Below are 25823 nucleotides of genomic sequence, written 5' to 3'. Positions count from 1 at the left end.
CGTAATAAGCAAAATTAAAATCGTATTTTTGCACTTAAATAAGCAGAGAAAGTAATATTAAATGTCAGAAGACAAATCCATAAAATTAATTAAAGCAGTAAAAGAACTGAACATTGGCATGGGTACCCTTGTCGATTTTTTAGCTACCAAAGGATACAAGGTTGACAAGCATCCTATGGCCAAGCTGGATAACGACATGTACAATGCCCTGTTAAAGGAGTTTGCTGTTGACAAAAGTATTAAGGAGGAAGCTAAGCAGATCAGTATCGGAAAGATAAGGAAAGAAGAGCCTGCTGCACAGTTTCCTGAAAAGCCGGTTGAGAACCGCCGTTCGCGCGATTTTGAGAACGAAGAGATACTGATCAAGAATACAGGGCATTTTGCACAGCCGCAGGTTGAGAAACCCAAACCGGCCGAGCCTGCTCCGGCAGCACAAGCCCCTGCACGTTCTGATGAGCGCAATGACGTATTACCTGGGGTTAAGGTAGTTGGAAAAATTGACCTTAATAACCTGAATGCTAAGCCACAACCTCAGGCAGAGAAGCCTGTGGAAAAACCAGTGGAAGTTGTTAAGCAGCCAGAGCCTGTTGCACAGGCCCCTGTGCCAACACCGGCCCCGGCACCTGCCGAGCCAAAAGTTGAAGCGCCAAAACCGGTAACACCTGTTGCTCCGGAACCTCCGAAGGCTGAAGCGCCGAAACCTGCAGCACCTGTTGCTCCGCCGGTTGTAGAGGCACCTAAGGTAGAAGAGCCGAAAGCACCTGTAGCTCCTGTTGCTGAAAAAGCACCGGTTGCAACACCTCCGGCAGCTCCTGAAACACCGGCAGCACCAGCGGCTGATGAAAGCCAGGAACCGGATGTGATCCGTGCTAAAGCCGAGCGTTTAACAGGGCCAAACATTATTGGTAAGATCCAGTTGCCGGTTAATGCGCCAAAGCGTAACCCGGTGGCTTCATCATCAAATTCAAATAATAACGCGGCCGATCATAAACGCAAACGTAAGCGTAAAGATAACCAGGGCAACCCGCAGCAAGGTGGCGGCGGTAACCATCCGCATGGTCAGCAGCAAGGCGGTGGTGGTAACCATCCGCAAGGCCAGCAGCCTAGTGGTGGTGGCACCATTAACCCTAATCGCCCTGATTTCAGGAACCGTACACACGGTGCACCAGGAAACAGCGGCCCTAACCAGGGGGGCGGAGGTCACCACGGAGGTGGCGGTAATCGTCCTGATTTCAGGAACAATCGTAACAATCCTCCACAGCATACCACACCGAAGGAAGAACCTTCAGAAAAGGATATACAAGACCAGATCAAGGCTACACTTGCACGCTTAAGCGGCGCAGGTAAGTCGGGCAAGTTTGCACAGCGTGCTAAATTCCGTCGTCAAAAACGTGATGACGTTGCTGCAAGTGCCGAAGAACTGGCAATGGAACAGGAACTTCAGTCAAAAGTATTGAAGGTTACCGAGTTCGTAACAGCAAACGAGCTGGCAAGCATGATGGATGTATCTGTAACCCAGATTATTTCAACATGTATGAGCCTTGGCATGTTCGTTTCCATCAACCAAAGGCTTGATGCCGAAACACTTTCAATTGTGGCCGATGAGTTTGGCTACCAGGTTGAATTTGTGAAACCGCAGGATGAGGAAGCCAACCTTGACCAGCCTGATGATCCGGCCGATCTGGTACCACGTGCACCAATCGTAACCATCATGGGCCACGTTGACCACGGTAAAACTTCATTGCTCGACTTTATACGTAAAACCAACGTGATTGGTGGTGAAGCGGGTGGTATAACCCAGCACATTGGTGCTTACGAAGTAACATTACCTGATAATAAAGGTAAGATCACCTTCCTGGATACACCGGGTCACGAAGCGTTTACCGCGATGCGTGCAAGGGGTGCACAGGTTACAGATATTGTAATTATAGTGATAGCTGCCGACGATAGCGTGATGCCGCAAACCCGCGAGGCCATAAACCACGCGCAGGCTGCAGGCGCACCAATCATCTTCGCTTTCAACAAAATTGATAAACCGGGTGCCAATGCCGATAAGGTAAGGGAGCAACTTTCGGCTATGAATATTTTGGTTGAAGAGTGGGGCGGTAAATACCAGTCGCAGGAAATTTCGGCCAAAACCGGCTTAAATGTTGACCTGTTATTGGAAAAAGTATTGCTTGAAGCCGAATTACTTGAACTGAAAGCCAACCCTAAAAAACGTGCCGTAGGTACTGTTATTGAGGCTGCTTTAGATAAAGGCCGTGGTATTGTTACCACCATCCTGGTACAGGCAGGTCGCTTAAAAGTGGGCGATCCGATATTGGCAGGTTGCTATAGCGGTCGTGTAAAAGCGTTAACCAATGAGCGTGGTCAGCGTGTTGACTCAGCGGGACCATCAACACCGGTACAGGTATTGGGTATGCAGGGCGCGCCAACAGCGGGTGATAAGTTCAACGCGCTTGAAAGCGAAGTTGAAGCACGTGAAATTGCCAACAAACGCTTGCAATTACAGCGTGAGCAGGGTTTACGTACACAGAAACATATCACCCTTGATGAGATCGGCCGTCGTTTGGCAGTTGGTAACTTCAAGGAGCTTAACATCATCGTTAAAGGCGACGTGGATGGTTCTATCGAGGCCTTGTCAGATTCATTACTGAAACTGTCAACCGAGCAGATCCAGGTGAACATTATATCGAAAGCAGTAGGTCAGATCTCCGAATCAGACGTATTGCTGGCATCGGCATCTGATGCGATCATCATCGGTTTCCAGGTACGCCCTTCAGGTGGTGCCCGCAAACTGGCCGAAGCTGAGCAGATAGATATCAGGCTGTACTCGATCATTTACGACGCGATCAACGAGATCAAAGCGGCGATGGAAGGTATGCTTGCACCAACCTTTGAGGAGAAGATTGTGGCTAACGTTGAGATCCGCGAAACCTTCAAAATCAGCAAGGTGGGTACTATTGCAGGTTGTATGGTATTGGATGGTAAAATTAACCGTAACAGCAAAATCCGCATCATCCGCGATGGTGTGGTGATCTACACCGGCGAACTGGCTTCACTGAAACGCTTTAAAGATGACGTGAAAGAAGTAAGCGCAGGTTACGAGTGCGGTTTGAACATCAACAACTTTAACAACATTGAAGTAGGCGACATTGTTGAAGCTTACGAAAACGTAGAAGTTAAACGCAAGCTGTAAATAAATAGCTTTTAAATATTGAAGGGCTTATCTGAAAAGATAAGCCCTTTTTTTGTTGGGGAGATTAAATTAATGCCAATTCGACCATCGCTAAACTTTGGCAGATTGACTATGACGAAATTAATGTGGCAACTTATCAACAAAGTATGTCTGTATATTCTTGAATTGAACCCAGGTTCCGGAGACGCCGCTTGTGCCGATCTCTATCTGAATATGTGTAGATGGAATGTTGTATAAACAATTATATACTGTATAGGCGGTAGATGAAATACCTGAGGTAACAAAGCTGGATACCGTGCTTGAGAGTGTTCCGTCGCTGTTATATACTGTGATCCGGAGTAGCAAATCCGCGCTACCCATTGCGGTGATCTGAAAAAGTAAGAACCGGTTCCCTGTCACTAATGTGGGGAAAGACATACTACCTTGAACCAGCCTGCCATGAAAGGCATCAGTAGCCGTGATTTTAGGTACAACGTCGTTATCGGCATCAGTTACTTTAAGAATGGTACCATTTAATAATGTCCAGTTATCCGGCACAGTACCCGTCCACTGACTAAACAATTGGTTTTGCAATATATTTGTCGCTATCGACCCTTCATTTCTTAGATCCAGGCCAAATCCTGCCGCATCCTTAAAAAAGTAATTGCAATTAACACCCTCATTTGATGAAAGGCCAACATTTTGATACAGTTCAAGATTTCTGAGATATATGGCATTATCAAAACCATCGATGATATTGCCTTCAATTTGACAATTGGAGTAGGTGGCTTTGGTACTTCCAGTAATTAGCAGGTTTATACCCGAATCAGTTCCCTTAGGGTTAAAAATATAATTATCTGTAATAATCCGGTCTGTGATTGATCCGGCAGTGGCATAATAGATCCCGTTTTTACCCGGATTTATAATGGTGTTGTTTGTTATAATATGGCCATCGTAAATACCTTCGGGACTTTCCGTTGGAAAATTTATCAGATCATAACCGGTATCTTTTACATAATTATTCGAGATCAGGTTGAATGCTCCTTCGATGCCGTTCTCATAACAAAGATCAATGTGGTTACCCGCAACATCGATACCTATAAATGGCCCGGTACCGCCTTGATATTGGCCCGCATAAATTGCATTACAACCCTTCCCTCCGATATAAGGTGATGTTACGCCACTCATGCGACCCTTGCCAATTCCGTAAAATTGGTTGTTCAGCACCCGGCCGGTTGAATCATAACTGGCCATATAAAATTCAACACCCTGGCCCATGGTGTTTTTTATAATATTGGCAGTAATAAGGATGTTGGTGCTTAAGCCACTTATAAAAATACAAGAACCCGAATTTATCCCGTCAATTAAATTATTGATGATACGTAACTGGTCGCTTGTACCCTGGGGATTGGTTACAGTTTTATAAACAGCCCGTCCTGTCGAGTTAAAAGTAGCGTCGCTGGTTGGATTTATGTTAGTAAACGTGTTCGTTAAAATCAGCACATTGTTATTAGTGCCTGTTAATTTAATGGCATTATCATTTATTGAGTTAAAAATACAATTGCAAATAGTAACATCGCTGCAATTGATTGCAATGCGGGCCCCGGTGAAAGTAACTCCACATATGGTGCCGCCGGTACTGCCTGAACTAAATGAAAGAACACCTGTACCTGTGATGACAGACTGGTTGCTGACACCTTCAAGAGTAACCGCATTATTAATATTTACAGTGCCATTAACCAAATAGGATCCGATAAAAGAGATTGCTGAAGGGACAGTATCAGCAAATGCAATTACATTGTTTAATATAGATGTTACATCGGCGCTGCCATCATTCTTCGCGCCAAACCAGCGTAGATCAATACTACCCGAATATAGCCGTTTCCATCGTCCGGGCGTGGTGGAACCAACTATTATAATGGTTCCGTCGTTGTCTGCTTCTGTGCCGGAAGGGTCCCAATTAAAAGTACCTTGCCCGCCGTCTCCGGTAGTGGAGTAGCCTTCAACAAAAACAGATTCATTTCCTGGGGTGTAAGCGTAGCTTCTAAGAGCCGCATAATTAGCGATGGTTGTCATTGATTTAAGATAGGTTTAAGTATATGGTAAGATAACGTCCTTGAATGAAAATAAGTATTTCGTTTAAATAATATCAAGTGAAAATTTATACTTTAACAAGGTCTTAAGAGCAGTATCGCTAAACGTCAATAAATTACCGACAACATTTTGTCAGTGTTCATTTTTTAAAAATAGGGTGTTCAACTTTTTAAACCGAAATTTTGTAACTATTTGGTTATCAGTGTTGGTTTGTTCATGGTGGTTTGGTGTTGATTTTTAAGGATTATAAATACCTGATTATCAATGGTGATTTTTTAGAAGAAAACGCTAAGTGTTCACACTTGCAAAGTTGAACAGTGACGGGGGAGTAGCCTTGACCCGGTGTACAATTACAAGACAATATCCGACATTGCCCTATGCTATGTAACTCCGGACGGAGATCTTAGTAATTCAATTTCATGTAACAAATTTGTTAACATAACCTGTCCTCAATTTTAAATTATAATAAATAGGTTTGTTACTAACTGATCTTATAATTTATTGTATATGAAATTAAAACTACTCTTTTCGTGTTTTATCGCGGCGGGTATTGCAGTACCCGCATTTGCACAGGAGCCTGTTGATGCCGCCATGGTTCAAAAAATAAGGGAAGAAGGACTTAACCATTCAAAAGTAATGGAAACGGCCTTTTACCTTACTGATGTTTCGGGGCCGAGGCTTGCCAACTCCCCCGGCTTAAAACGCGCTCAGAATTGGGCGGTTAATCAGCTCAAAACCTGGGGAATGGCCAATGCAAAACTGGAAGCCTGGGGTAAATTTGGCAAAGGCTGGGAAGTTCAAAAAAACTATGCTGCCATCACCGTTCCCTACTATCATGCTATTATCGCCATCCCCAAAGCCTGGACGCCGGGTACAAACGGTCTAATCAAAGGTGAGGTAATGCTGCTCAAAGCTGATTCGGCGGCCGAGCTTGAGCAGTACAAAGGCAAACTGGCCGGCAAAATTGTGATATTCGATACCAAAGCCCCGACAGAGCGTACCTGGAAAGTTGATGCTGCCCGATACACGGATGAAGAGCTTGCCGAAATGGCCAATGCAAAGGCTACCCCAGAGGGCCCGCGCCGGAATGCTGCAGATGCAGCCCAGATGGCTACTTTTCGTAAATTGCGTGCGTTCAGGGCGACACTAAGCCAGTTCCTGGTTGATGAAAAGGCAGGCTTAGTATTAAGCCAGGCCCGCGGTACCGATGGTACAGTGTTTACCACCAACGGCGCTTCGTACGCCGATACCGCCAAAGCGGTAGCACCTGAGCTTGAAACCAGCAGCGAAGATTACCAGCGCATTGTACGCCTTATAAAAGGTGGACAGCCGGTGCAATTGGAGGCCGATATCAAAACACAATTTATTACAGATGACCTGCAGGGGTATGACGTAGTAGCGGAAATTCCGGGTACGGATAAAAAACTGAAAGACCAGGTAGTAATGATCGGTGGTCACCTTGACTCGTGGCATGCGGCTACTGGTGCAACAGACAACGCGGCTGGCAGCGCGGTAATGCTGGAAGCCATGCGTATTTTAAAAGCCATCAACTTCAAGCCCAAACGTACTATCCGCATTGCTTTATGGAGTTCGGAAGAGCAAGGTTTATTCGGCTCGCGCGGTTACGTGGCCAACCATTTTGGCGACCCTAAAACCATGGACTTAAAACCCGAGCAGGCAAAACTTTCGGCTTATTATAACCTGGATAATGGTACGGGCAAGATCCGTGGTGTATACTTGCAGGGCGACTCGGCGGCAGCTCCTATTTTCAAAGCATGGCTTGAGCCATTTAAAGATCTTGGCGCTACTACACTTACCATCCGTAACACAGGCGGTACCGACCATCTGTCGTTTGATGCTGTGGGTATTCCTGGCTTTCAGTTTATCCAAGATGCAATAGACTATGGCACGCGTACCCACCATAGTAACCAGGATACTTACGATCGCCTCATAGAGGACGACCTAAAACAAGCCGCGACGATTGTAGCTTCGTTCGTTTATCATACTTCACAACGTGCCGAAATGATCCCGCGCAAAGAACTTCCAAAACCACAACCAGCAAGATAATCACTGGTAATTGTATTTGTAAAAGAGCGATGCTTTATGGTATCGCTCTTTTATTTTTTAGCCCTTTTTTCTGATGTTTATTCCTGTTCGTTGTATAGTTTGATCGCGTTATTTTGGCATAATCTATGTGAAAAATACTTTGTTATCAGTCTATTTCGCTTAAATAGAGCTATCTGCAGTCAGTTAATTTCCATAAACCGTTTTAATAAATTAATTTTGTATGTTTAATGAACCTATTTATAAAACCCAAGAAACCGGGGAAATCAACAGACGAGGAACTACTTAGTGATTATCGCGCAAGCGGTAACCTAACTGTTTTGGGCAACTTATATGAACGGTATATGCCCCTTGTTTATGGCGTTTGCCTTAAATATCTGAAAGATGAGGAACTGGCTAAAGATGCGGTAATGGGCATTTTTGAGGAACTGGTTGATAAGGTTAAAAAGCATGAAATTAACCAGTTCAGGAATTGGGTTTATGTACTTGGGCGTAATTATTGCTTGATGCAGTTGCGGAGCGGTAAAAAGATGGAGTTGGTTAATTTAGATGAGGTTATGGAATTTACCCCGTTTTTGCATCCTGATGATAATAACCGGGAAGAGGCATTGAAAGCTTTAGAGCACTGTATAGCAAGGCTTACAGGTGGACAAAAACAAAGCATCGACCTGTTTTATTTAAAAGAGAAGTGTTATAAAGAAATTGCCGATATAACTGGGTATACTTTAAATGAGGTGAAAAGCTATATCCAGAACGGTAAAAGGAATTTGAAGATTTGCCTCGAACGGAACAGTGCATAGTACAAAGGCAAATATATTGCGAATACAGAAGTATCTCAACGGAGAGCTTGATGACCGTGCTATGCACCAAATGGAAATGGAGGCACTAAACGACCCTTTTTTGATGGATGCATTGGAAGGATATGAAAACATGGGGACAAGTCAACAGTTAAACCTTGCTGATCTAACAGCGAGGCTGCAACAGCGTACAGAACAAAAGAAAGACCGGGTTATTCCATGGACCGTTTGGCCCATTGCTGCTTCGGTTTTAATTGCATTAAGCTTGGGAGGGCTTTATCTTAACAGATCGGCCAAAACCGAATTGCAAAGCAATAACATCACAGAAAACAGAAATTCTACTCCGCCGTTAATAGCTGCTACAGATACAATAAAAACCGGGGATACCGTTAAAAAAGCTAATGCAAATCCCGTTGGAACAGTACAAGCGCCTTTAATCGCTGTAAATAAAAAAACAAGAAAGGGAAAGCCTTCGGCTAACGCGCTTTATCAGCAGGATATCTCGGCTGCCGATAATAAGACAGCATCAAACAATGTTGTTCCGTCTGCCGGCAACACTATGCAGATAGCCCCTGCGGAACCTGCTGCTAAAGATAAAGATATATTAAAAGAAGCTCCGGCAGTGGGGCTAAGTGAACGGATTGTGTTTGGCTATACAGCATCGCCCACCAAAAAAGATACTACGGGTTCGGAGTCAATATTGCTAAGGGCTAATACAACCGTGGCAAAAGCAAAAGCTCCGATGCAATATAAATTACCGGGAAAGGTTGATGGTGTTACATCTTCACCAGCACCCGGGCTTAGCAGTAAAGCCGCGGCTGAATCTTTGTATATCGCCGGTACCATTATTTCAAGGGATGATGGTTCTCCTTTAATTGGTGCAGCTATCAGGATAAAAGGCACTAATCGCAGCACGGTAACTGATGTAAACGGCAAATTTGCGCTCAGCTCGCCGGCTGATAAAGCCACGCTTGATGTGGTTTATATAGGCTATGAACCAAGGCAGGTTAATGCCACACGGGGTGATAGTGTTAAAGTAGCGCTTAAGCCTGATTCAAGGGCGCTGAGTGAAGTGGTAGTAACTACATCTAAAAGAGATGATGACAATGGTGAGGTAAGCGTCACGGCGGCACACCCGCAGTTGGGCTGGGGCAGTCTGAAAAAATACCTGCAAACCAATGCAGTATTGCCTGATAATACAACGGGTACAGTTACCGTAACATTTACCGTATTTCCGAGTGGTATAACCGACGAGTTCAATATCAAAAAAGGGCTGAATGAAACAGCTGATCAAAAGGCTATTGAATTGATTAAAAATGGCCCTTCATGGGTTGGCAGTTCCAACAACAAACCCGAAGTTGTTACTGTAAAGGTTAAGTTCCAAAAGCAGAAATAAAAATCGCTATAAATAAAAATGGCAGTGTTAGTTAAATTAACACTGCCATTTTTTATGTCTTGATTTCTGGTTTTATTGTCCGGTAGTTTTCTTCTTATCAGCAAAAGCAAATACTTTTTGCAATAATGGTGTTGTACGTGCGCCAAGGTTTTGACGGATGTTAAGCTCTTCTTTCGCTATCTCTACAAATAAACCGTCGATGGCTTTTTGAGTTACATAATCGCTGATATCGGGGTTAAGCTTTGATACAAACGGAACCTTATTGTAAGCCTGCGCAGCGTCGGTATAATACTTGGTAGCATTTACCTTGTTTAGGCTTCCCTGGATAACGGGTTTGAATTGCAGGCTTAATTTTGCAGTAGTTGTACGTTTAAAATATTGTGTCGCTGCATCCTGATTACCTAATAAAATGTTGGTAACATCTTGCAGGGTCATTTGCTTTATAGCATCAACAAAAATAGGTTTTGCCTGCTTTGCAGCATCTTCGGCCGCACGGTTAAGCGAAAGGATCACATTATCGCAAAGGCTGTTTAAGCCAAGGCTGCGTAAAGTTTTTTCAGCTTTTTGAGCTTCGGGCGGAAAAAGGATTTTGATAGCCGCATTGCCGAAGAATCCGTTAACTGCCGATAGTTGATCAGAGCTTTTTCCTGTTCCTATTTCAAGGGCTTGTTTTAAACCATTGCCAATTTCAAGTGATGATGGTGTTCCCTGGTTTTGAACGGTGGCGTTAGCTACCTGGTTCAATGTATCACAACTGCTTAATGTAATGAAAGCTATTAAAGCGGGAATAATAAGTAGTCTTGTTTTCATATTTAAGTAAAGCTAACAAAATTACTGCCTGTTTGTTTATGCAAAGAAATGTAACAATGCAAATACACCGGCTGCTATCAGCGCCGAAATAGGTATGGTGATGATCCAGGCCCAAACCAGGTTAATGGTAACACCCCAACGTACTGCCGATACACGCTTAGTTAAACCTACACCAATAATTGAGCCGGTAATGGTATGTGTTGTTGAAACCGGGATCCCGAAGCGCTCGGTAATAAACAGGGTGATGGCTCCGGCTGTTTCGGCACTTACACCTTCAAGCGGGGTTACCTTGGTTATTTTTGAGCCCATGGTTTTAACAATTTTCCAACCACCAGACATCGTACCTGCTGCAATAGCCGAGTAGCAAGCCAGCGGAATCCACTCAGGCATTACTGAACCCGGCTTGATCACCTTTGAAGCGATAAGGCTTACATATAGAATCCCCATTACTTTCTGTGCATCGTTACCACCGTGGGCAAAACTCAGTGCTGCAGATGATACTAACTGCATACGCTTAAACCAACGCTCGGCAGTGGCTGGTCTTGCAGCTTTACACAGGTGTAATATTAATATGGTTACGATATATGCAATGATCAAACCGATAAAAGGTGCTAATACGATATATGCAATGATCTTAAGTACATATTGCATTTCGACAGCTTGCAGGGCATTGGCGCCCATATAAAGCGCATTGGTCATACCCGCACCGGCAAAACCACCTATGAGGGTATGTGATGAGCTGGACGGGATCCCGAACCACCATGTGAACAGGTTCCAGGTAATGGCGGCTACTAAACCGGCCAAAATCACGTGCAGGGTAACATAGTGCTCCAATACAATTTTTGATACAGTATTGGCTACTTTATGGTCTTTAATAAAAAAGTAAGCGGCAAAATTAAATACCGCAGCCATTAACACAGCCTGAAACGGTGTTAATACTTTGGTAGATACGATGGTAGCTATGGAGTTTGCGGCATCATGAAAGCCATTGGTGTAGTCAAACAACAGGGCGAGTACAACAATAACTACAAGTAGGGAAGTAACCATTTAGCTGGGGATAAGATTTTACTTAAGCGTTTTTAACTAAGATTGACTCCATAACGTTAGCTGCATCTTCGCACATATCTGTGGCGGTTTCAAGGGCAGCTAATATTTCTTTGTATTTGATAAGGCGGATGGCATCTTTTTCATAAAGGAACAAATCAGCTACAGCGCGGTCAAAAACATAGTCGGCCTGGTTTTCAACACTGTTTATCCTGATGCAGGAATCGGCTATATTACGTACGTTTCTAAGGTCTTTCAGCTCCTTTACGGCTTTTTCCAGATCGATGCTGGCTTGTAATATCAGGTCTGATAGTTTACGGATGTGCTCATTTAAATCATCTATCCTGTACAGGCTCATGCGGTTGGCAGCGCCCTGAATATAGTCGGCTACGTCATCAATAGCTGTGGCCAGGGCGTGGATGTCTTCCCTATCGAACGGAGTGATAAAGTTTTTACCAAGTTCCAGGTAAATCTGGTGAGTATATTCGTCGCCTTTGTTTTCCAGTTTGTCAATCTGCTTGTATAAATCCTCACGGGTTTGGGCGTTGTTGGAGTTAACTGCTTCAACCAATATTGTTGCCATGGCTACAACGTTGGCTGCGGCTTGTTCAAACAGCGGGAAAAATATTTTTTTATCCTTTGGTACAAAATACTGAAATATACTGTTAAGCGACATAATGATTTAAAATTGCTGTAAAGGTACGGTTAGTATGTTAAATTAATGTTAACTTTTTAGTGTAGGTAAATTCGGGAATGGAATGGTTTGTTTAGCTCTTGCAAGCGTAAAACCGAAAGTTGACCCAAGTCCTTCAGTACTGCGCACATTAATAGTTTGCTGATGAGCCTCAATAATATGTTTAACAATAGCAAGCCCCAAACCCGAGCCTCCAATCTGCCTTGAACGGCTGCTGTCTGTACGGAAAAAGCGTTCAAATAAGCGTGGCAGAAATTTCTCCTCAATACCGATGCCATCGTCCGTAACTTCAACCAAAACCTGATCATGCAGCACAAAAAGGCTTACCGAAGTACTGCCTTCTTCTTTGCCGTATTTAAACGAGTTATCTATCAGGTTTACCAGCACCTGTCTGATCTTTTCCCTGTCGGCATTTACTACAATAGGTTCATCGTATTTTTGTTTAAATATAAGTTTAATGTGGTATTGCTTGCCTTTGATCTCCAGTGATTCAAAAACCTCTTTTACGAGGTCGTTGATTTTGAATTTGGTGTAATTGATAGGCATCTCGCCCGATTCAAGTTTGGAAATTTCATCAAGGTCTTTGATCAGGTAACTCAGGCGGTCGACATTTTTTGAAGCTTTTTCCAGAAACTGGCGGGCCATTTCCTTGTCGTCAAAATCATCATCCTGCAAGGCCTCTATGTAACCCTGTATAGCAAAAAGCGGGGTTTTAAACTCGTGCGAAATATTGGATAAGAAATCGCGGCGGAATTTTTCCTGTTTGCGAAGCTCGTCTATTTCGGTTTTTTTTTGTTTGGCCCATTCTTTTACCTCCTGCTCGACATCGGCAATGGGATTAGCGCTTACGTGCTCGCCAAGGGCATCCCTAAGGTCGCGGCCTAATTTCAGGTTGTGAATGAGTTTATAAATTAACTTGATACGGGAGTAAATGTACTTTTCGATAAGGTAGTAAAAAACGAAGTAACTTACACCAAGGGCTACCGTGAAGGTAACCATTACATCGTACCATTTATGCTGAAAATAAAAGTTAACGGCTGATAGCGTAATAGCCACGCCAAGCGAGGTTGTTAAAACCAATACACGCAAATTCATAGCGTAAAGCTACGATTTATAGATGATTAACTCCCATCTGAATGGCCAGCGCCATGTTAATTTAAAGTTATCAATTTGTGCTTTTTTTAATAAAGCTAACAATTCGTGCCTTTTAAAGCCTCGCTTAACCGAAAGGGGGCCATCGTTACGGGCCATATCATTGCGGGTAAAAACATGGGTTATTAACACTATGGCATGGTATAAAAGCCAGTGGCGGTGCAGGTCGGTAATGATAATTCCTTTTTGTGCCGATGCGTGCATGTTTTGAATAAGCGCTACCCATCGTTCATCATCAAAATGATGGGTGAATAAGCTGCAGATGATGATATCGGCTGGTTTGATAAGGTGTGCCTGGTCAATAACGTCTGCCTGCGTAAAGCTTATATCGGCATAATTTGTGGCTTGTTGCCGAGCGTACTTAACTGCTGCCGGAGCGGCATCCACTCCATTTAAGTTAAGATCGATTTGCCTGCTTTTAGCCCATTGGGCAATGGCAATCAAAGTATCGCCTCCGCCGCAACCCCAATCACTTACGGTATAGCCGTTGCTTACCGGGAGTTGATTTAATAGTTTGATGATGCTTTTATGGCCACCAAACAACGCGTTCATCTTCCCCAGTCCTTCAAGCACCGGATTTATATCGGCAGATGGAAGATCAAAATCATCCATGATCTCCAGGGTATCGGTACGGTAACTTAAATCGGGCATATAATATCGAAGCTAAAAGCAGAATGCACAAAGCCGAAAGCTGGCGAATTGATTGTTAAAGCCATTTATCAACTTTGGGTGAAATTTATTAACAGACGCTATAATACAATACGCTTAAGCTACGCAAATGGTTGGCCGTGAGTTTTACTTATCAGGTATTGGGCTACCGAAGGCAGATGGCTTAGCGTATTTAAAGTAAAGGCCGTCATATTATCGTTGCCAAATAAACGCTGTAATTGCCGGCCAATCCAAAGCCTTTGAGCAAACTGTTTGTTCCAGCTTTGGGTATAGTCTTGCTCGAGGTCGGCGCGCTTATCAGGATTAAAGCTGCCCGGGTTGTAATGAGAGATAATTTTTTCTGAAAGAATTTTGGCCGAATGGATAGCCATAGTCATTCCGTTGCCACAAAGAGGAGCTATCATCCCGGCAGTGTCGCCGCTCATGAAGATATGGTTATCAACCGGGGCTTTTTTCTCAAAGGAGATTTCGTTGATCACTTCAGGCTTATCCAGTAAAAATTTGGCGCTACGAAAAATCTCATCCAGGTATGGATTTCTGCGGATCACGTTTTCTTCTAAAGCTTGCAGTGAACCATATTTGCGCAGATCATCGCGGTGAGCCATATAGCACATGCAATACCTGTCGCCATCGGTTTTGCTTACGCCGCAATAGCCGTCTTTATAGTTGTTAAGCTGGATCAGGTCCTCCGGGAAATCCATTTGCAAATGAAATTTTACCGCCAGGTAAGGGCTTCGTTTATAAAAAAATGGCCGCTTAAGTTTTTGATCGAGGTTGGAGCGTTTGCCGAATGAGCCAATAGCAAGCGGAGCGGTCAATGTTTCGCCGGGAGTTAGTACTTCAAACTGATTATCAGTAAAACGGATATCCTCTACCCGGGTGCCGACTAAAACATTTACCCCTTCGGCAAGGGCTTTCTGATAAAGAAAATTATCAAAGGTAAATCTGCTCAGGCCAAAACCTCCCAGATCAAGCTTTTGCGAAAGTTTAGTTCCGGATGCTGCTGTTACCTCGAGCCGGTTAATGCGGGCAACGTTGAGCTCATCAAGATCGATATCCAATGAAGATAAAAAAGGGATTACCTCGTTAGAAATATATTCGCCGCAAACGCGGTGCATGGGATAGGTCTTTTTTTCGATGACTGTAACCTTAAGCCCGGCGCGGTTCAGCAATATAGCATTGAACAATCCGGCCAGGCCTCCGCCAACTACAATTACATCGCTCATATAGGATTAATGCATTTCAAGTATCATCCCCTCAACGGTTAAACCCGGACCGAAAGCAAAGCTCAGGATCTTTTGATCAACCAAATTGCCTGCCTTCAGCATTTTATCCAGCACAAACAAAATAGTGGCAGACGACATGTTGCCATACTCCTGCAAAACCTGGTAAGCAAAGGCGTTGCTTTCTTCCGGTAATTCCAGGGCATCTTCCACGGCTTCTAAAATGGTACGCCCGCCGGGGTGAACAGCGTAGGCGGTAATATCATCAGGCGAGGTTTTCGCTTTTTGCAGAAAACGCTCGGTAAGTGCTTTGATATGTTTTTTGATTTGTTTGGATACTTTGGAAGTAAGCTTCATTTCAAAGCCAGTATTGCCCACATACCAGCCCATTTCATTGCGGGCTTCGGCAACAAATTCTGAATAGAAATTTTTGAGCGAAAGGTAATTGCCGCTGCCTAAACGATTAGCAGCATTTTCGACCAGTACAGCTGCTGCTCCATCCGAAAACAGCGAGTTGGCAACCCAGTTATCCAGTGTATTTACTTTTTGGAAATGCAAAGTGCAAAGTTCCACGCTTACCACAAGCACTTTGGCACTGGCATCCGCACGGCAGATATAGTCGGCAGCTTTGAGTCCGTTTATAGCACCATAACAGCCCATGAAATTAATGCAGGTGCGTTCGGTATCGCGGTTTAGTTGCAGCCTGTCCACCAGCTCAATATCAATACCCGGTGCGTGCATGCCCGTGCAGCTTATAGTTACGAGGTGGGTTATGTTACCGGTAATATCACTTTCGAAATTTTGAAGGCAGTTTTTTGCAGCGTTTACGGCGATGGCGATGGCCTCTTTTTCGTAAAGTTTTAAACGTTTTTGGGTATCAGGAAAAGGTTCAAGCCCACCTGATTGCTCAAAGAAGGTAAAATCGGCAGGGTCACGGTAGCCGAAATCAGGGATCACCGAATAACGGTAGTCAATTCCCGAATGGTCATAAATTCCCTTTAACCTCGCTGCATTAGTTGCATCCAGGCCAAAGGCGTTAGCCATGAAATGGTAAATATCCTGCTGGGCAATACGATTGACGGGATTTGCTATCCCGATAGCACTGATGCAACTCTCCATTAAAAATAGTTAAGCCGTTTTACTTGCTGATCTCTGCCTCAACCGAAACGTTGGCCTCATTTGAAAGGATCAGGTTTTTGCCGCCTATGCCAAAATCTGTCCGCAATATCATGAAGCTTCCTTTCAACTGCGCCGTGTTACCTGTTTCTACGTAGGTAAAAGGTATTTCGATCAACTTTGTTTTATCTCTAATAGTTACGTTAAAATTGCCGGTATAGTTGCTCCCGCTTTTACGTTTAAATGAAACTGACTTCATGGTGATCTTCGGATATTTGGCTACATCAAAATAATCCTCACTTTTAAGGTGGTTATCGCGGCTTTCATTATCGCTGTTCACGGTATTTGAAGCAACCGATGCTTCAATAGAGCTACCTGCCAAATCATTGGGTTTAAACTTAATATCGGCCTGCAAACCGCCAAAGGTGCCGCCTACATTAAAGCCCAGATTTTTGATCTTAAAGCTGACATCTGATTTGGTTACTGTTTGCGCGAAGCCCGCAATGGCTGCTAAAATTAAAAGTGCAGTTATAAAAATTCTCTTGTTCATGTTACATTAACGTTGTTTCAAACATAATAATTTATACTGAAGGAATTTTGTACTTAAGGTTGTATGTTTATAACGATAACCGGGCAACCTGGCGGTGCCTTTGGCAGTAATTAATGTAGTATTAAAAACAAGCAATGAAATTTAAGCAACTTATTCCTACCCGGTCGGCATTGGCGCATTTGCGGTTTGTGTTTTCTGTTTTTTTGCTGCCGGTATACCTGTTTGCCTTTAGCCAGGCCGATGGTGTGAAAACTTCAACAGCGGTACTTGTGTTTTTCATCTGGCATTTTCTTGCTTTCCCGGCCAGTAACGGCTACAATAGTTATTTTGATAAGGACGAAGACAGTATTGCGCTGTTAGCTAAACCTCCGGAAGTAGATATCAGTCTGTACTATTTTTCTATTTTGCTGGAGGTGATAGCGTTTTTACTCGGCTTTATCATTAGCTGGGAATTTGCTGTTGCGGTGCTTATTTATGGCATTATGTCAAAGCTGTACAGCCATCCTGCTACCCGCTTAAAAAAATATCCCATCATCAGCTTTTTAACGGTGTTTATTTTCCAGGGATGTTTCATTTATTACACCACCTATACAGCCCTTACCGGCACAAGCCTGTTTGGCCATTGGGATTTGGGCCTAATTATTCCGGGCGCTATCAGTTCGTGCCTTATCGGTGCTTCATATCCATTAACCCAGGTATATCAGCATGAAGAAGATAGCAGGCGCGGAGATAAAACACTCAGCATTATTTTAGGCTACAAAGGCTCCTTTATATTTTCAAGTGTATTGTTTGCTTCGGGGATAGCACTTTCCTACTGGTACTGGCACCTGGCGGGCATGATGCTAAACTTTTATTTCTTTTTGGTATGTGCAGCGCCTATATTTTTCTTTTTTAATTATTGGTTTTATAAAGTGGGGCAGTCAACAGCCAATGCCAACTTTAAAAATGCCATGCGCATGAATTTTATAAGCTCGGGTTGTATGCTGATCTATTTTGGGGTGCTGGCGGTATTCAGTTAAGATAAATGCAGTCCCCTATACGAACGAAATCGTGATGCTGCAATACCCGCAATATTTCAGCGAGTTGATAGTACTTATTGTCTGCTGAGTAAATTCAGGGTTTTATTTCTTTATCTTCGTTTTGTTCCGGTTTTAGTTCGGATTGGATAATATCTTTTTCCAGTTGCTTTTCATCTTTCCGGTTGCGCCTGATAATCCATATCAATAATATAATAACCGCAATAACTACGATGATTACTATGGGATAATTTACCTGGTCCATAATGGTTGGTATTTAGTGATTACTCGTGTAAGATCAATATTGCTTTTACCGATTTGTTCATCACCTGGTTCACTGTACTACGGGTAAACAAACGGTACACGATATTGTGATGATGTTTCACAAGGCAAAGCATATCTGTTTCGTGCGATTGGATAAAGTTCATGATGCCGTTTAATGCGCTGCTGCCCTGGATATAATTAAATTCCAGATCGGTATGTTTAATCAGGTCGCGTAAACGGGCTTCCCAAATCTGCACCTGTTCTGCATCGGTTTTTTCGGCTACATAAAGCACCTGCATTTTGGCCGAACCAAAGGCCTTGATCATTTCGTTGAGTGCATTCACATCAACTGCCGAAAGCCGGGTTTCAAAATCGGTGGCAAGGGTGATCATCGGCACGTTTTCGAACTTGCTTTCCAGCGGTATGATCAGTGTCGGGATCTTTATTTTGGTTACCACCATGCTGGCATTGCTACCAACAATACCGCTAATGCCGGTAGCGCCCATAATACCCATCACCAGTAACTCAACCTCGTGCTTATCAACATAGCGGGTTATTACTGCTTTTAAAAAGCCTACATCGCAAAGCGTGGTAACCTTAACATTTTTATACTTGTCATCATTAGTATAAGTGCTTACCCATTCTTTTAACGCCTCGCGCTTGTTATTGTAGTAATCTTCAATGAAAATGGCGTTGTAAGTACTATTATTGATCCCTTCGGTTGGGTGTATAGCGTGTATGGCACAAACTTCGCGGCCTAATATAGTTGCCAGTTCCATGGCATAAGCCATGGCGTTTGCAGCGCATTTTGAAAAGTCGGTGGCTACCAGTATTTGTTTCATTTTACCCTATTATATAAACAAATGAAAAAGCATGAATAATAAAAAAGCTAAAATTATCGCAACCGGTAAGGTAAGTATCCAGGCTAAAGCGATATTTTTAAGCGTGCCGTTATTTAAATTTCCTTTCCCTCCGGATGCGACCATTGCCCCGGCTATCCCGCTTGATAATACATGTGTAGTACTAACCGGAAGGCCGAAGCCGGTACTCAAACCAATGGTTGATGCTGCCACTATTTCCGACGTAGCACCCTGTGCATAGTTCAAGTGCTCATTGCCTATTTTTTCTCCAATAGTGACTACAATTCTTTTCCAACCAACCATGGTACCCACACCAAGCGAAAGTGATATAATAGCAATAACCCATACCGGCGCAAAATCCGTCACATGCTCAAGCTCATTAGCTGCGGTACTAAGCACTTCCTTGTCTTTGGTCTCAAGATTTACACGGGGATCTTTAATTACAGCCCTTATATCTTTAATAATCCCTTCAACCTGTTTACGGTAACGGTAAGTTTTTGCTACTTCTTTTTCATTTTTTTCGGCCAGCGAAGCTTTGGTTTGATTAATAGCTACAGCCAGCTCAGTTAAAACAGGTTTTTTTTCGGTGTTGTTTGCAAGTTCGTGATTAATAACCTGCTCTGTTTGGTTCAATGCCGATAAAACTTTGCCATTAGGAACAGCATGGTTCACCGCAAAACGCGCGGGCAAAAATGCTATCAATATCAGCATAAATAAACCTACACCTTTTTGCCCGTCATTGCTGCCATGAAAAAAACTTACCAGTGTACAAGTGGTAACCAATAAAAGGCGGATGTGTATCGGAGGCCGGTCGTTTTCCCCGCTGGGGATATGAAACAAGGCATGTGATTTGGTAACATGTTTTAAAAAAAGCATCAGCAATGCCGCTGCGCCGAAACCAATTATTGGCGAAAGTATCAGCGATGAGCCAATTTCACCTGCCTTACTCCAGTTTACGCCGGGGCCATTATAGTAGAAGGTAAACGCAAGTCCACCGCCTATCATCGCGCCTATCATGGTATGTGAGCTTGAGCAGGGGATACCCAGGTACCAGGTGCCCAGGTTCCATACGATAGATGCCAATAGCACAGCAAGTACCAGACAGGCTCCAACACTCACGGGCAAAGTCATCAGCGTATCTAAAGGTACCAACTTTAAAATGCCCATAGCTACGGTAACCCCGCCAAGGCAAACACCTAAAAAATTAAAAAAACCCGACCATGGAATAGCATAAACCGGCCGCAGGGCTTTAGTATAAATAACTGTAGCTACTGCATTGGCTGTATCATGAAAGCCATTTACAAATTCAAAACCAATTACTGCCAGTATACAAAGAAGAAAAACGATGAGCAGGGAACCACTCAGATCCACCTGGCCAAGGAAGGGGAGAATAACCGCGGGGATTGAAAAATGCATAAAACTTTGTTAATGACGGGCGAATATGTTCCGCCCGTTGCTTTTACTTCAAATAACCGTTTCAGGCATTTCCTTTAAGTGACTAAGATGTTAACATATTGTTATTTAATATTATGTAAACTTAACATGTAATTAAATTTGTCCGGGTTATTATAAAAAAATAGAGCCCTGTTTTTGCAGGGCTCCATGTTTTCATAGGTGATGTTAGTACTTGATAGGTAGATGTATATATATGTTGATCAAGCGGCAGACAGCGTTTGCTGTGCTGCTACCTGCTTGTTGTTGCTCATGAACTGGGTTTTAGCCCTGTAGTTTTTCAAATCCTCGCGTAACAGCTCCAGTAATTCGGCGTCAAAGCGGGCAAGTAGTTTAGTTATTGCTGGTGTTGGTTTGTATGCTTTCATAGGTAGATGGAGTTGTAGGTGATGTAGTTTTATGTGATTAGTTTAAGCAGCCGGTGTTAAGTATGGGGCTTTTGTTTTAATGGCTTTCAGATCGCTCATGATGATGTTTTTAAGCGTATTATCAAAGCTTGCTATCAGTTTAGTAGTTGATGTTTGTTTTTGCGTTTTCATGTTGTAGGTTTTTGAATGTTGTTAATATTTTAATGTCTTCGTTTTAGTCTTTCTTTTTGTCGTCTTCGTTCTCGCTGAGGTTATCGTGGCGGCGTTTAGCTTCTTTATATTGCCTCAGCATTTGTTCCTCATCGCGCGGGTCTGAAGTTTTGGTCGGTTCTACCGGGTTTTCCCATTCTTTCTCTTCTTCAGGCTTAACCGCTTTGTTTTTTGCTTCCATAACAGCTGCGTTTGATTAGTACTTCTCCAAATCAATGCCAAACTTTCAAATCAGGGCAAAAAAAGTCATTGCAGCCTCAGATTTATTTTACATTTAGATGTAAATGGTTGACATTCAGTGCTGATTTTTATAAAAACTTTTTGCTTTTTTTTACCTGATTTGATTAGTTCAGCTATTCGAAGACAATAAACAGGTATGCGTTACCGAACATCAGTAGCAGTAGCGGACGCTTTTTTGTAGTATAGCAGATGCACCGCAATTACTATTACGGACAAGGCCGCACCAATGGCGCATACCCCATTCCATTCGTAAGTTTTCCAAACCACGCTGGCGAAGAATGTGCCCAGAGCCCCGCCTATAAAATAAGACACCATGTATACTGTATTGATGCGGTTACGGGCTTCGGGGATCAACGCGAAGATGATAGACTGGTTAGATATATGTGTAGCCTGGACACCCATATCCAGCAGAATGACCCCGACGATAAGCCCGATTATACTGTGGCTTGAAAAATAGAATACAATAAAGGAAATCAGTATAAGCAAAAGCGTATAAATAGATAATTTATACGCATCCATTTTATCACTCAACCTGCCCATAAAACCAACAGCCACAGCACCAAAAGCGCCAACCAGGCCAAACATACCGGCTGCTGCACTGCCTTCATTAAATTGTGGCTGTTTTAACAGGAATACCAGCGTTGTCCAAAACGCGCTGAAGCCGGCAAAGCATAAAGCCCCTCTGAAAGCCGCAAGTCTCAATTTAGGCTGAGTTTTTACAAGGTGGATCAGCGATTTCATCAATTTTCCGTAGTTGCCTTTATAATCGGGCTCAATTTCGGGCAAAAACAAAAATATCATAAGCCAGATGAGCAACATTAGCCCGGCAGCTATATAATACATGCTTCGCCAGCCAAAATGTTCGCCTATAAAACCACTTAATGTGCGTGACAGCAAAATTCCTATTAATAAACCGCTCATCACAAAGCCAATTTTTTTGCCGCGCTCATGCGGTTTGGCCAGGTGCGCTGCCATGGGAATCAGTAATTGGGGTATTATCGATGATACGCCCACCAAAAAGCCCGCTATCATGAGTATAGTAACTGAAGGGGCCATTGCGCTGGCAACTAAAGATATGATCATGAGCACAAAATCTATTAAAATAAGTCGCTTACGCTTAAGCATATCGGCAAGCGGCACTATAAATAATAAGCCTGTAGCATAGCCTATTTGCGTAAAAAGCGATATTTGTTGCGCTTTTTTGTCGCTTACTCCAAATGTGTGTGCCATATCGGCCAGCAATGGTTGGTTATAATATATGTTAGCTACCACCAAACCTGTAGCTATGGTCATGATCCATAAGGTTAATGGTGTAAGGTGCGGATGTTGTTTTTGGGTATGTGCAGACGTCATATTTTAAAAGGCAGCATAAATTTGTTGCAAAAGTGTTAAAGCATCTTTAAAAAAAAGCTTTCGTAAAGTAATTTTTATAACGCGATTGCGTTTAGGACATAAATTGATTTAGCAAAACTTTGTTCTTTAAATATTAAAAAGAATGGTTTTGGTCGATGAAATTGGCTTGGTTTTGCTGTTTTTAATTTAAAATAAGCCGAAAAATGTAAAATAAATTGATTTTGATCTTGTTTTTTGACTTTATTGTCTCTTTAAGCCTTGGTTTTAACTTAAAAATTATATAAAATTAAGTTTTTGTAAACTTTAAAATAAAAAACAGTAAATTTTTGTTTATAAAAACAGACGTTGTTGATATTAATAAATGATTTTGAAAAAATTAGTAGATTTTTAATGATTTATTCTTATTTTTGACAATAAGATATCGGAAAGCGAAGTAATTAATAAAACTTACAAAAAAATTACAAAAAATATTTTTCGAATATCAAAACTTAGTGTTACTTTTACACCGTGCTAAAGATAGCACACACATAAAGTAGTCTTCTCATAATTTAGGTTTATAATTGGTTAGTAAAGGCCCCTGCCCAACAGGGGCTTTACTTTTTTACAAGCTTTTCGTTTACCTTCGGAGTCTGAAGTATCCGGTAAGAAACAGGAACTTTATTTTACTTGGTTAAGTTGTTGTTTGCAGTTAAGCGTGCTTTTCAAAACAAGATGATATTCTATGGATTTTAGTGTGTGGGCAATTGTTGAAGAGAAGATGGTGGTCTGCTATTTCAGTTAAAAACAACAGACCACAAAAATCATTTGCCTATGCGGTACAAGTTGCCATTGTCTGTAACGCCATATAAAGCACCATCTTTTCCGGTAACAAGCGAGCGCCAGCGTTCGTTTTTATCTTTAAGCAAGCGCTCTTCGGCTATTACTTTATTGTTTTTGATCACCAGGCGGGCGATGTGTGAGCCGCCGAGCGCGCCAACAAACAAATTGTTTTTCCATTCGGAGATCAGGTTGCCTGTATAAAAAGTAATGCCGCATGGCGAAATGCTCGGATCCCAATAATAAACCGGCTGGGTAACGCCATCTTTTTGCTGGATGCCATCACCAACTTTCTGGCCACTATATTCAATACCATAGGTAACTACCGGCCAGCCATAATTTTTACCCGCACGGATGATATTGATCTCATCGCCACCCCGCGGACCAAATTCGGCTTCCCATAACTCACCGGTTACGGGATTGGTGGTCATGCCTTCGGGGTTGCGTAAGCCATAAGCGTAAATTTCGGGGAGTACGCCACTTTTGCCGGCAAATGGTCCGCCGGGAACAGGTTTGCCATCGCGGGTAATATGAATAACCTTGCCTACTGCGGCCCCAAGGTCCTGTGCTTTCATGCGGATATCTTCGGCGCCATGTTCACCTGTACTTACAAATAGGTTGTCTTGTTTGTCAAACACCACACGCGACCCAAACTGTAAATGTCCGTTATATGCTGGCTTAGCACGATAAATTACCTGTACGTTTTCAAGCTTGCTATCATCGGCAGATAATTTCCCCTTGGCTACTGCAAGCTGGAAACCGCCATCAGCCTGCTCAGAATAAGTCCAGAACAAGGTGCGATTTTTAGTAAACGACGAATCGAAATTAACATCCAGCAAACCGCCCTGGCCACCAACGGCAACTGCAGGCAGGCCAGTAATATCTTTATCCAAATTGCCATCGGCTTTTAATATCTTCATGGCACCGCCTTTTTCAGTGATCAGAAAACGACCATCCGGCAGGCAACGCAATGCCCACGGTGATTTTAATTGGTGATTAATCACAGTAACGTTTAACCTGGTTTTTGTTTGCGTGCCGCTTATACGCGTTTGTCCTTTAAAAGCAGATTCGTAATCGCTATTGGGCTTTTGGGTTTCAACAGGAGGCAGCGATTGTGCTTTAACCTGTCCCGTGAAAATGCCGATGCATAAGGCGACCATTAAAATAGATTTATTGTTTATTGGCATGATGATTAACTGTTAACTGTACAAGTATGGAATCAAATATAGGCAGCAAAATAAGATAGACGGCAGTTTTTATGTCTGCCTTTTGTTACATGGGAGATAATAAGCATTGTTGTTTACTGGCTTGTTGAGCGAATTTTTTCTGTAAAAACAAATGATTAAGCATGTGTTAAATATAGGCGATTAAAAAAAATAAATTATATTTTAGATGTGTACAACTTATACTATATTTGCAGCCCACCAATGGGGGATTAGCTCAGCTGGCTAGAGCGCTTGCATGGCATGCAAGAGGTCATCGGTTCGACTCCGATATTCTCCACTTAAAAAAGCGCTTGCACTTTGTAAGTGCTTTTTTTATGCGTTATTCCCTCGTTTTAAAGCTTGCGTTATAGGCTGTTGATGGGTATTTGTTTTGTATCTGCAAAACAATTTTTTGCGCCCTTTTCTAATTGTCCTCAGTTTTCCGGGCAGGTCCGTTGATTGCCTCTCTTTACAAAGCAAATTTATTTTATTCCTCATAAAATTTCTGCTTGATCCGGGGGGGGGGCTAAAAAAAGCTTTGAACGCAAAAAAGCCTTACTTTTCAGTAAGGCTTTAGCGGAATGGACGGGACCGGTTTTGGCTTACCCATGCGCTACTATATTCCTTATTGTGAAGTAATTATAAAATCTATTATCGCCTTTGTTACCCTCAATGTTACCCTATAACACTGATTCTATTTTAGCGATTTTTGGAAAGAACATTTTCTAATAAGTCAAACTTAAAGAATTAATTTTGAAAAAGCATTGTCGGTTTATTTATAATTGTTTTGCTACTGCTGGCCTTGCCTGGTTACCGTTATCATGGCAGTCTGTTGGCTAAGAAAATGTTTGCAGGCAGCCTGCTTTTTGCGATGGGCCTTCAAAACGCATTGGTTTCCATGGTTTTCGGTTCTTTAGTCCGCTACCCACCTGACAGGCACCGTTACTGACCTCGGTATTGAGTTCGCGCAGGTATTGCAAAAATCAAACACTGACCGGCCTTTGCTTAAATCGCTCATCAGGCTGCGGCTGGCGATCATTTTTTTCTTTATGTGCGGCCCGTTCCGTGGCGTTACCTGTTCCGTTCCTGCTAAGTATCAATAAAAACAGACAGGACTGTTCGGCGAAAGCCAACACTGGATTCAAAATACTCATTCCAAACAGGCTAGTCAGGGTCAAATCAAACAGGGTTTACTTTCCCATACTTCTTACACCATTTGATCTCTCATCAGCTGCGTATCTCACGCCGCATA

23 protein-coding genes and 1 tRNA gene are annotated in these 25823 nt (G+C 42.8%); 7 read left to right on the top strand and 17 right to left on the bottom strand.

What is annotated here, in order from left to right; all coding sequences use genetic code 11:
* Positions 1-61: 61 nt before the first annotated feature.
* Entirely contained in the window at positions 62-3199 is a 3138-nt protein-coding gene (infB, locus tag AC59JO_RS26990) for a translation initiation factor IF-2 (protein ID WP_497309362.1), read from the top strand.
* 120 nt (positions 3200-3319) lie between these two features.
* Here the strand turns inward: infB and AC59JO_RS26985 are convergent, their stop codons facing one another.
* Positions 3320-5254: a putative phage tail protein gene (locus AC59JO_RS26985; RefSeq protein ID WP_091209683.1), complete on the bottom strand. Its 1935-nt coding sequence runs from the start codon at positions 5252-5254 to the stop codon at positions 3320-3322.
* Positions 5255-5779: 525 nt separating this feature from the next.
* Between AC59JO_RS26985 and AC59JO_RS26980 the strand changes: the two genes are divergently transcribed.
* The 3 genes from AC59JO_RS26980 to AC59JO_RS26970 all read left to right on the top strand — a co-directional run bounded on the left by AC59JO_RS26980 (position 5780) and on the right by AC59JO_RS26970 (position 9529).
* A complete protein-coding gene (locus tag AC59JO_RS26980; RefSeq protein ID WP_497309360.1) occupies positions 5780-7339 on the top strand; it encodes a M20/M25/M40 family metallo-hydrolase in 1560 nt (519 codons plus the stop codon).
* A gap of 227 nt (positions 7340-7566) precedes the next feature.
* On the top strand, positions 7567-8136 hold the full coding sequence (locus tag AC59JO_RS26975; RefSeq protein ID WP_497309358.1) for an RNA polymerase sigma factor: 570 nt from the start codon (positions 7567-7569) through the stop codon (positions 8134-8136).
* Positions 8137-8152: 16 nt separating this feature from the next.
* On the top strand, positions 8153-9529 hold the full coding sequence (locus AC59JO_RS26970; protein WP_497309356.1) for a carboxypeptidase-like regulatory domain-containing protein: 1377 nt from the start codon (positions 8153-8155) through the stop codon (positions 9527-9529).
* A 72-nt stretch (positions 9530-9601) separates the two neighbouring features.
* Here AC59JO_RS26970 and AC59JO_RS26965 read toward each other — a convergent pair whose 3' ends face one another.
* The 8 genes from AC59JO_RS26965 to AC59JO_RS26930 all read right to left on the bottom strand — a co-directional run bounded on the left by AC59JO_RS26965 (position 9602) and on the right by AC59JO_RS26930 (position 16787).
* On the bottom strand, positions 9602-10339 hold the full coding sequence (locus AC59JO_RS26965; protein WP_497309354.1) for a DUF4197 domain-containing protein: 738 nt from the start codon (positions 10337-10339) through the stop codon (positions 9602-9604).
* 36 nt (positions 10340-10375) lie between these two features.
* On the bottom strand, positions 10376-11386 hold the full coding sequence (locus tag AC59JO_RS26960) for an inorganic phosphate transporter (protein WP_121232671.1): 1011 nt from the start codon (positions 11384-11386) through the stop codon (positions 10376-10378).
* 22 nt (positions 11387-11408) lie between these two features.
* Positions 11409-12059 (bottom strand): DUF47 domain-containing protein, encoded by a 651-nt coding sequence (locus tag AC59JO_RS26955; RefSeq protein ID WP_091209670.1) that lies wholly within the window; start codon positions 12057-12059, stop codon positions 11409-11411.
* A 48-nt stretch (positions 12060-12107) separates the two neighbouring features.
* Positions 12108-13172 (bottom strand): sensor histidine kinase, encoded by a 1065-nt coding sequence (locus AC59JO_RS26950; RefSeq protein ID WP_091209668.1) that lies wholly within the window; start codon positions 13170-13172, stop codon positions 12108-12110.
* Between the two features lie 9 nt (positions 13173-13181).
* Entirely contained in the window at positions 13182-13880 is a 699-nt protein-coding gene (locus AC59JO_RS26945) for a methyltransferase domain-containing protein (RefSeq protein ID WP_497309351.1), read from the bottom strand.
* A 119-nt stretch (positions 13881-13999) separates the two neighbouring features.
* Positions 14000-15124, bottom strand: a complete 1125-nt coding sequence (locus AC59JO_RS26940) for an NAD(P)/FAD-dependent oxidoreductase (protein WP_497309349.1) — start codon at positions 15122-15124, stop codon at positions 14000-14002.
* Positions 15125-15130: 6 nt separating this feature from the next.
* The gene (locus AC59JO_RS26935) at positions 15131-16240 is read right to left on the bottom strand and encodes a type III polyketide synthase (RefSeq protein ID WP_497309347.1); all 1110 of its coding nucleotides are present in this window, start codon (positions 16238-16240) and stop codon (positions 15131-15133) included.
* A 19-nt stretch (positions 16241-16259) separates the two neighbouring features.
* On the bottom strand, positions 16260-16787 hold the full coding sequence (locus AC59JO_RS26930; protein ID WP_413670198.1) for a YceI family protein: 528 nt from the start codon (positions 16785-16787) through the stop codon (positions 16260-16262).
* A 134-nt stretch (positions 16788-16921) separates the two neighbouring features.
* Here AC59JO_RS26930 and AC59JO_RS26925 point away from each other — a divergent pair, with 134 nt between their 5' ends.
* On the top strand, positions 16922-17806 hold the full coding sequence (locus tag AC59JO_RS26925) for a UbiA family prenyltransferase (RefSeq protein ID WP_497309345.1): 885 nt from the start codon (positions 16922-16924) through the stop codon (positions 17804-17806).
* Positions 17807-17900: 94 nt separating this feature from the next.
* Here AC59JO_RS26925 and AC59JO_RS26920 read toward each other — a convergent pair whose 3' ends face one another.
* The 8 genes from AC59JO_RS26920 to AC59JO_RS26885 form a co-directional block, all read right to left on the bottom strand.
* Positions 17901-18068 carry a hypothetical protein gene (locus AC59JO_RS26920; RefSeq protein ID WP_497309343.1) on the bottom strand — a complete coding sequence of 56 codons (168 nt, stop codon included), beginning with the start codon at positions 18066-18068 and terminating at the stop codon, positions 17901-17903.
* A gap of 19 nt (positions 18069-18087) precedes the next feature.
* The gene (locus tag AC59JO_RS26915) at positions 18088-18909 is read right to left on the bottom strand and encodes a universal stress protein (protein ID WP_091209655.1); all 822 of its coding nucleotides are present in this window, start codon (positions 18907-18909) and stop codon (positions 18088-18090) included.
* Between the two features lie 9 nt (positions 18910-18918).
* Positions 18919-20343 (bottom strand): inorganic phosphate transporter, encoded by a 1425-nt coding sequence (locus tag AC59JO_RS26910; protein ID WP_413670195.1) that lies wholly within the window; start codon positions 20341-20343, stop codon positions 18919-18921.
* A 239-nt stretch (positions 20344-20582) separates the two neighbouring features.
* A complete protein-coding gene (locus AC59JO_RS26905; RefSeq protein ID WP_158604167.1) occupies positions 20583-20747 on the bottom strand; it encodes a hypothetical protein in 165 nt (54 codons plus the stop codon).
* Between the two features lie 42 nt (positions 20748-20789).
* Entirely contained in the window at positions 20790-20918 is a 129-nt protein-coding gene (locus tag AC59JO_RS26900; protein WP_413670194.1) for a hypothetical protein, read from the bottom strand.
* Positions 20919-20961: 43 nt separating this feature from the next.
* Complete coding sequence (locus tag AC59JO_RS26895; protein WP_413670193.1) at positions 20962-21138, bottom strand: hypothetical protein; 177 nt, start codon at positions 21136-21138, stop codon at positions 20962-20964.
* Between the two features lie 200 nt (positions 21139-21338).
* On the bottom strand, positions 21339-22550 hold the full coding sequence (locus AC59JO_RS26890) for an MFS transporter (protein WP_497309339.1): 1212 nt from the start codon (positions 22548-22550) through the stop codon (positions 21339-21341).
* 800 nt (positions 22551-23350) lie between these two features.
* Complete coding sequence (locus AC59JO_RS26885; RefSeq protein ID WP_497309337.1) at positions 23351-24553, bottom strand: PQQ-dependent sugar dehydrogenase; 1203 nt, start codon at positions 24551-24553, stop codon at positions 23351-23353.
* A 242-nt stretch (positions 24554-24795) separates the two neighbouring features.
* Here AC59JO_RS26885 and AC59JO_RS26880 point away from each other — a divergent pair.
* Together AC59JO_RS26880 and AC59JO_RS26875 are read left to right on the top strand one after the other, a co-directional pair.
* Positions 24796-24869 (top strand) — tRNA-Ala (locus AC59JO_RS26880).
* Positions 24870-25545: 676 nt separating this feature from the next.
* Positions 25546-25674 (top strand): hypothetical protein, encoded by a 129-nt coding sequence (locus tag AC59JO_RS26875; protein ID WP_413670190.1) that lies wholly within the window; start codon positions 25546-25548, stop codon positions 25672-25674.
* Positions 25675-25823 lie beyond the last annotated feature (149 nt).

The sequence above is a fragment of the Mucilaginibacter sp. A5337 genome, from assembly GCF_059690695.1.
Note: the sequence above shows the minus strand (reverse complement) of the source record. Positions and strands in the feature narration are given on the sequence as shown.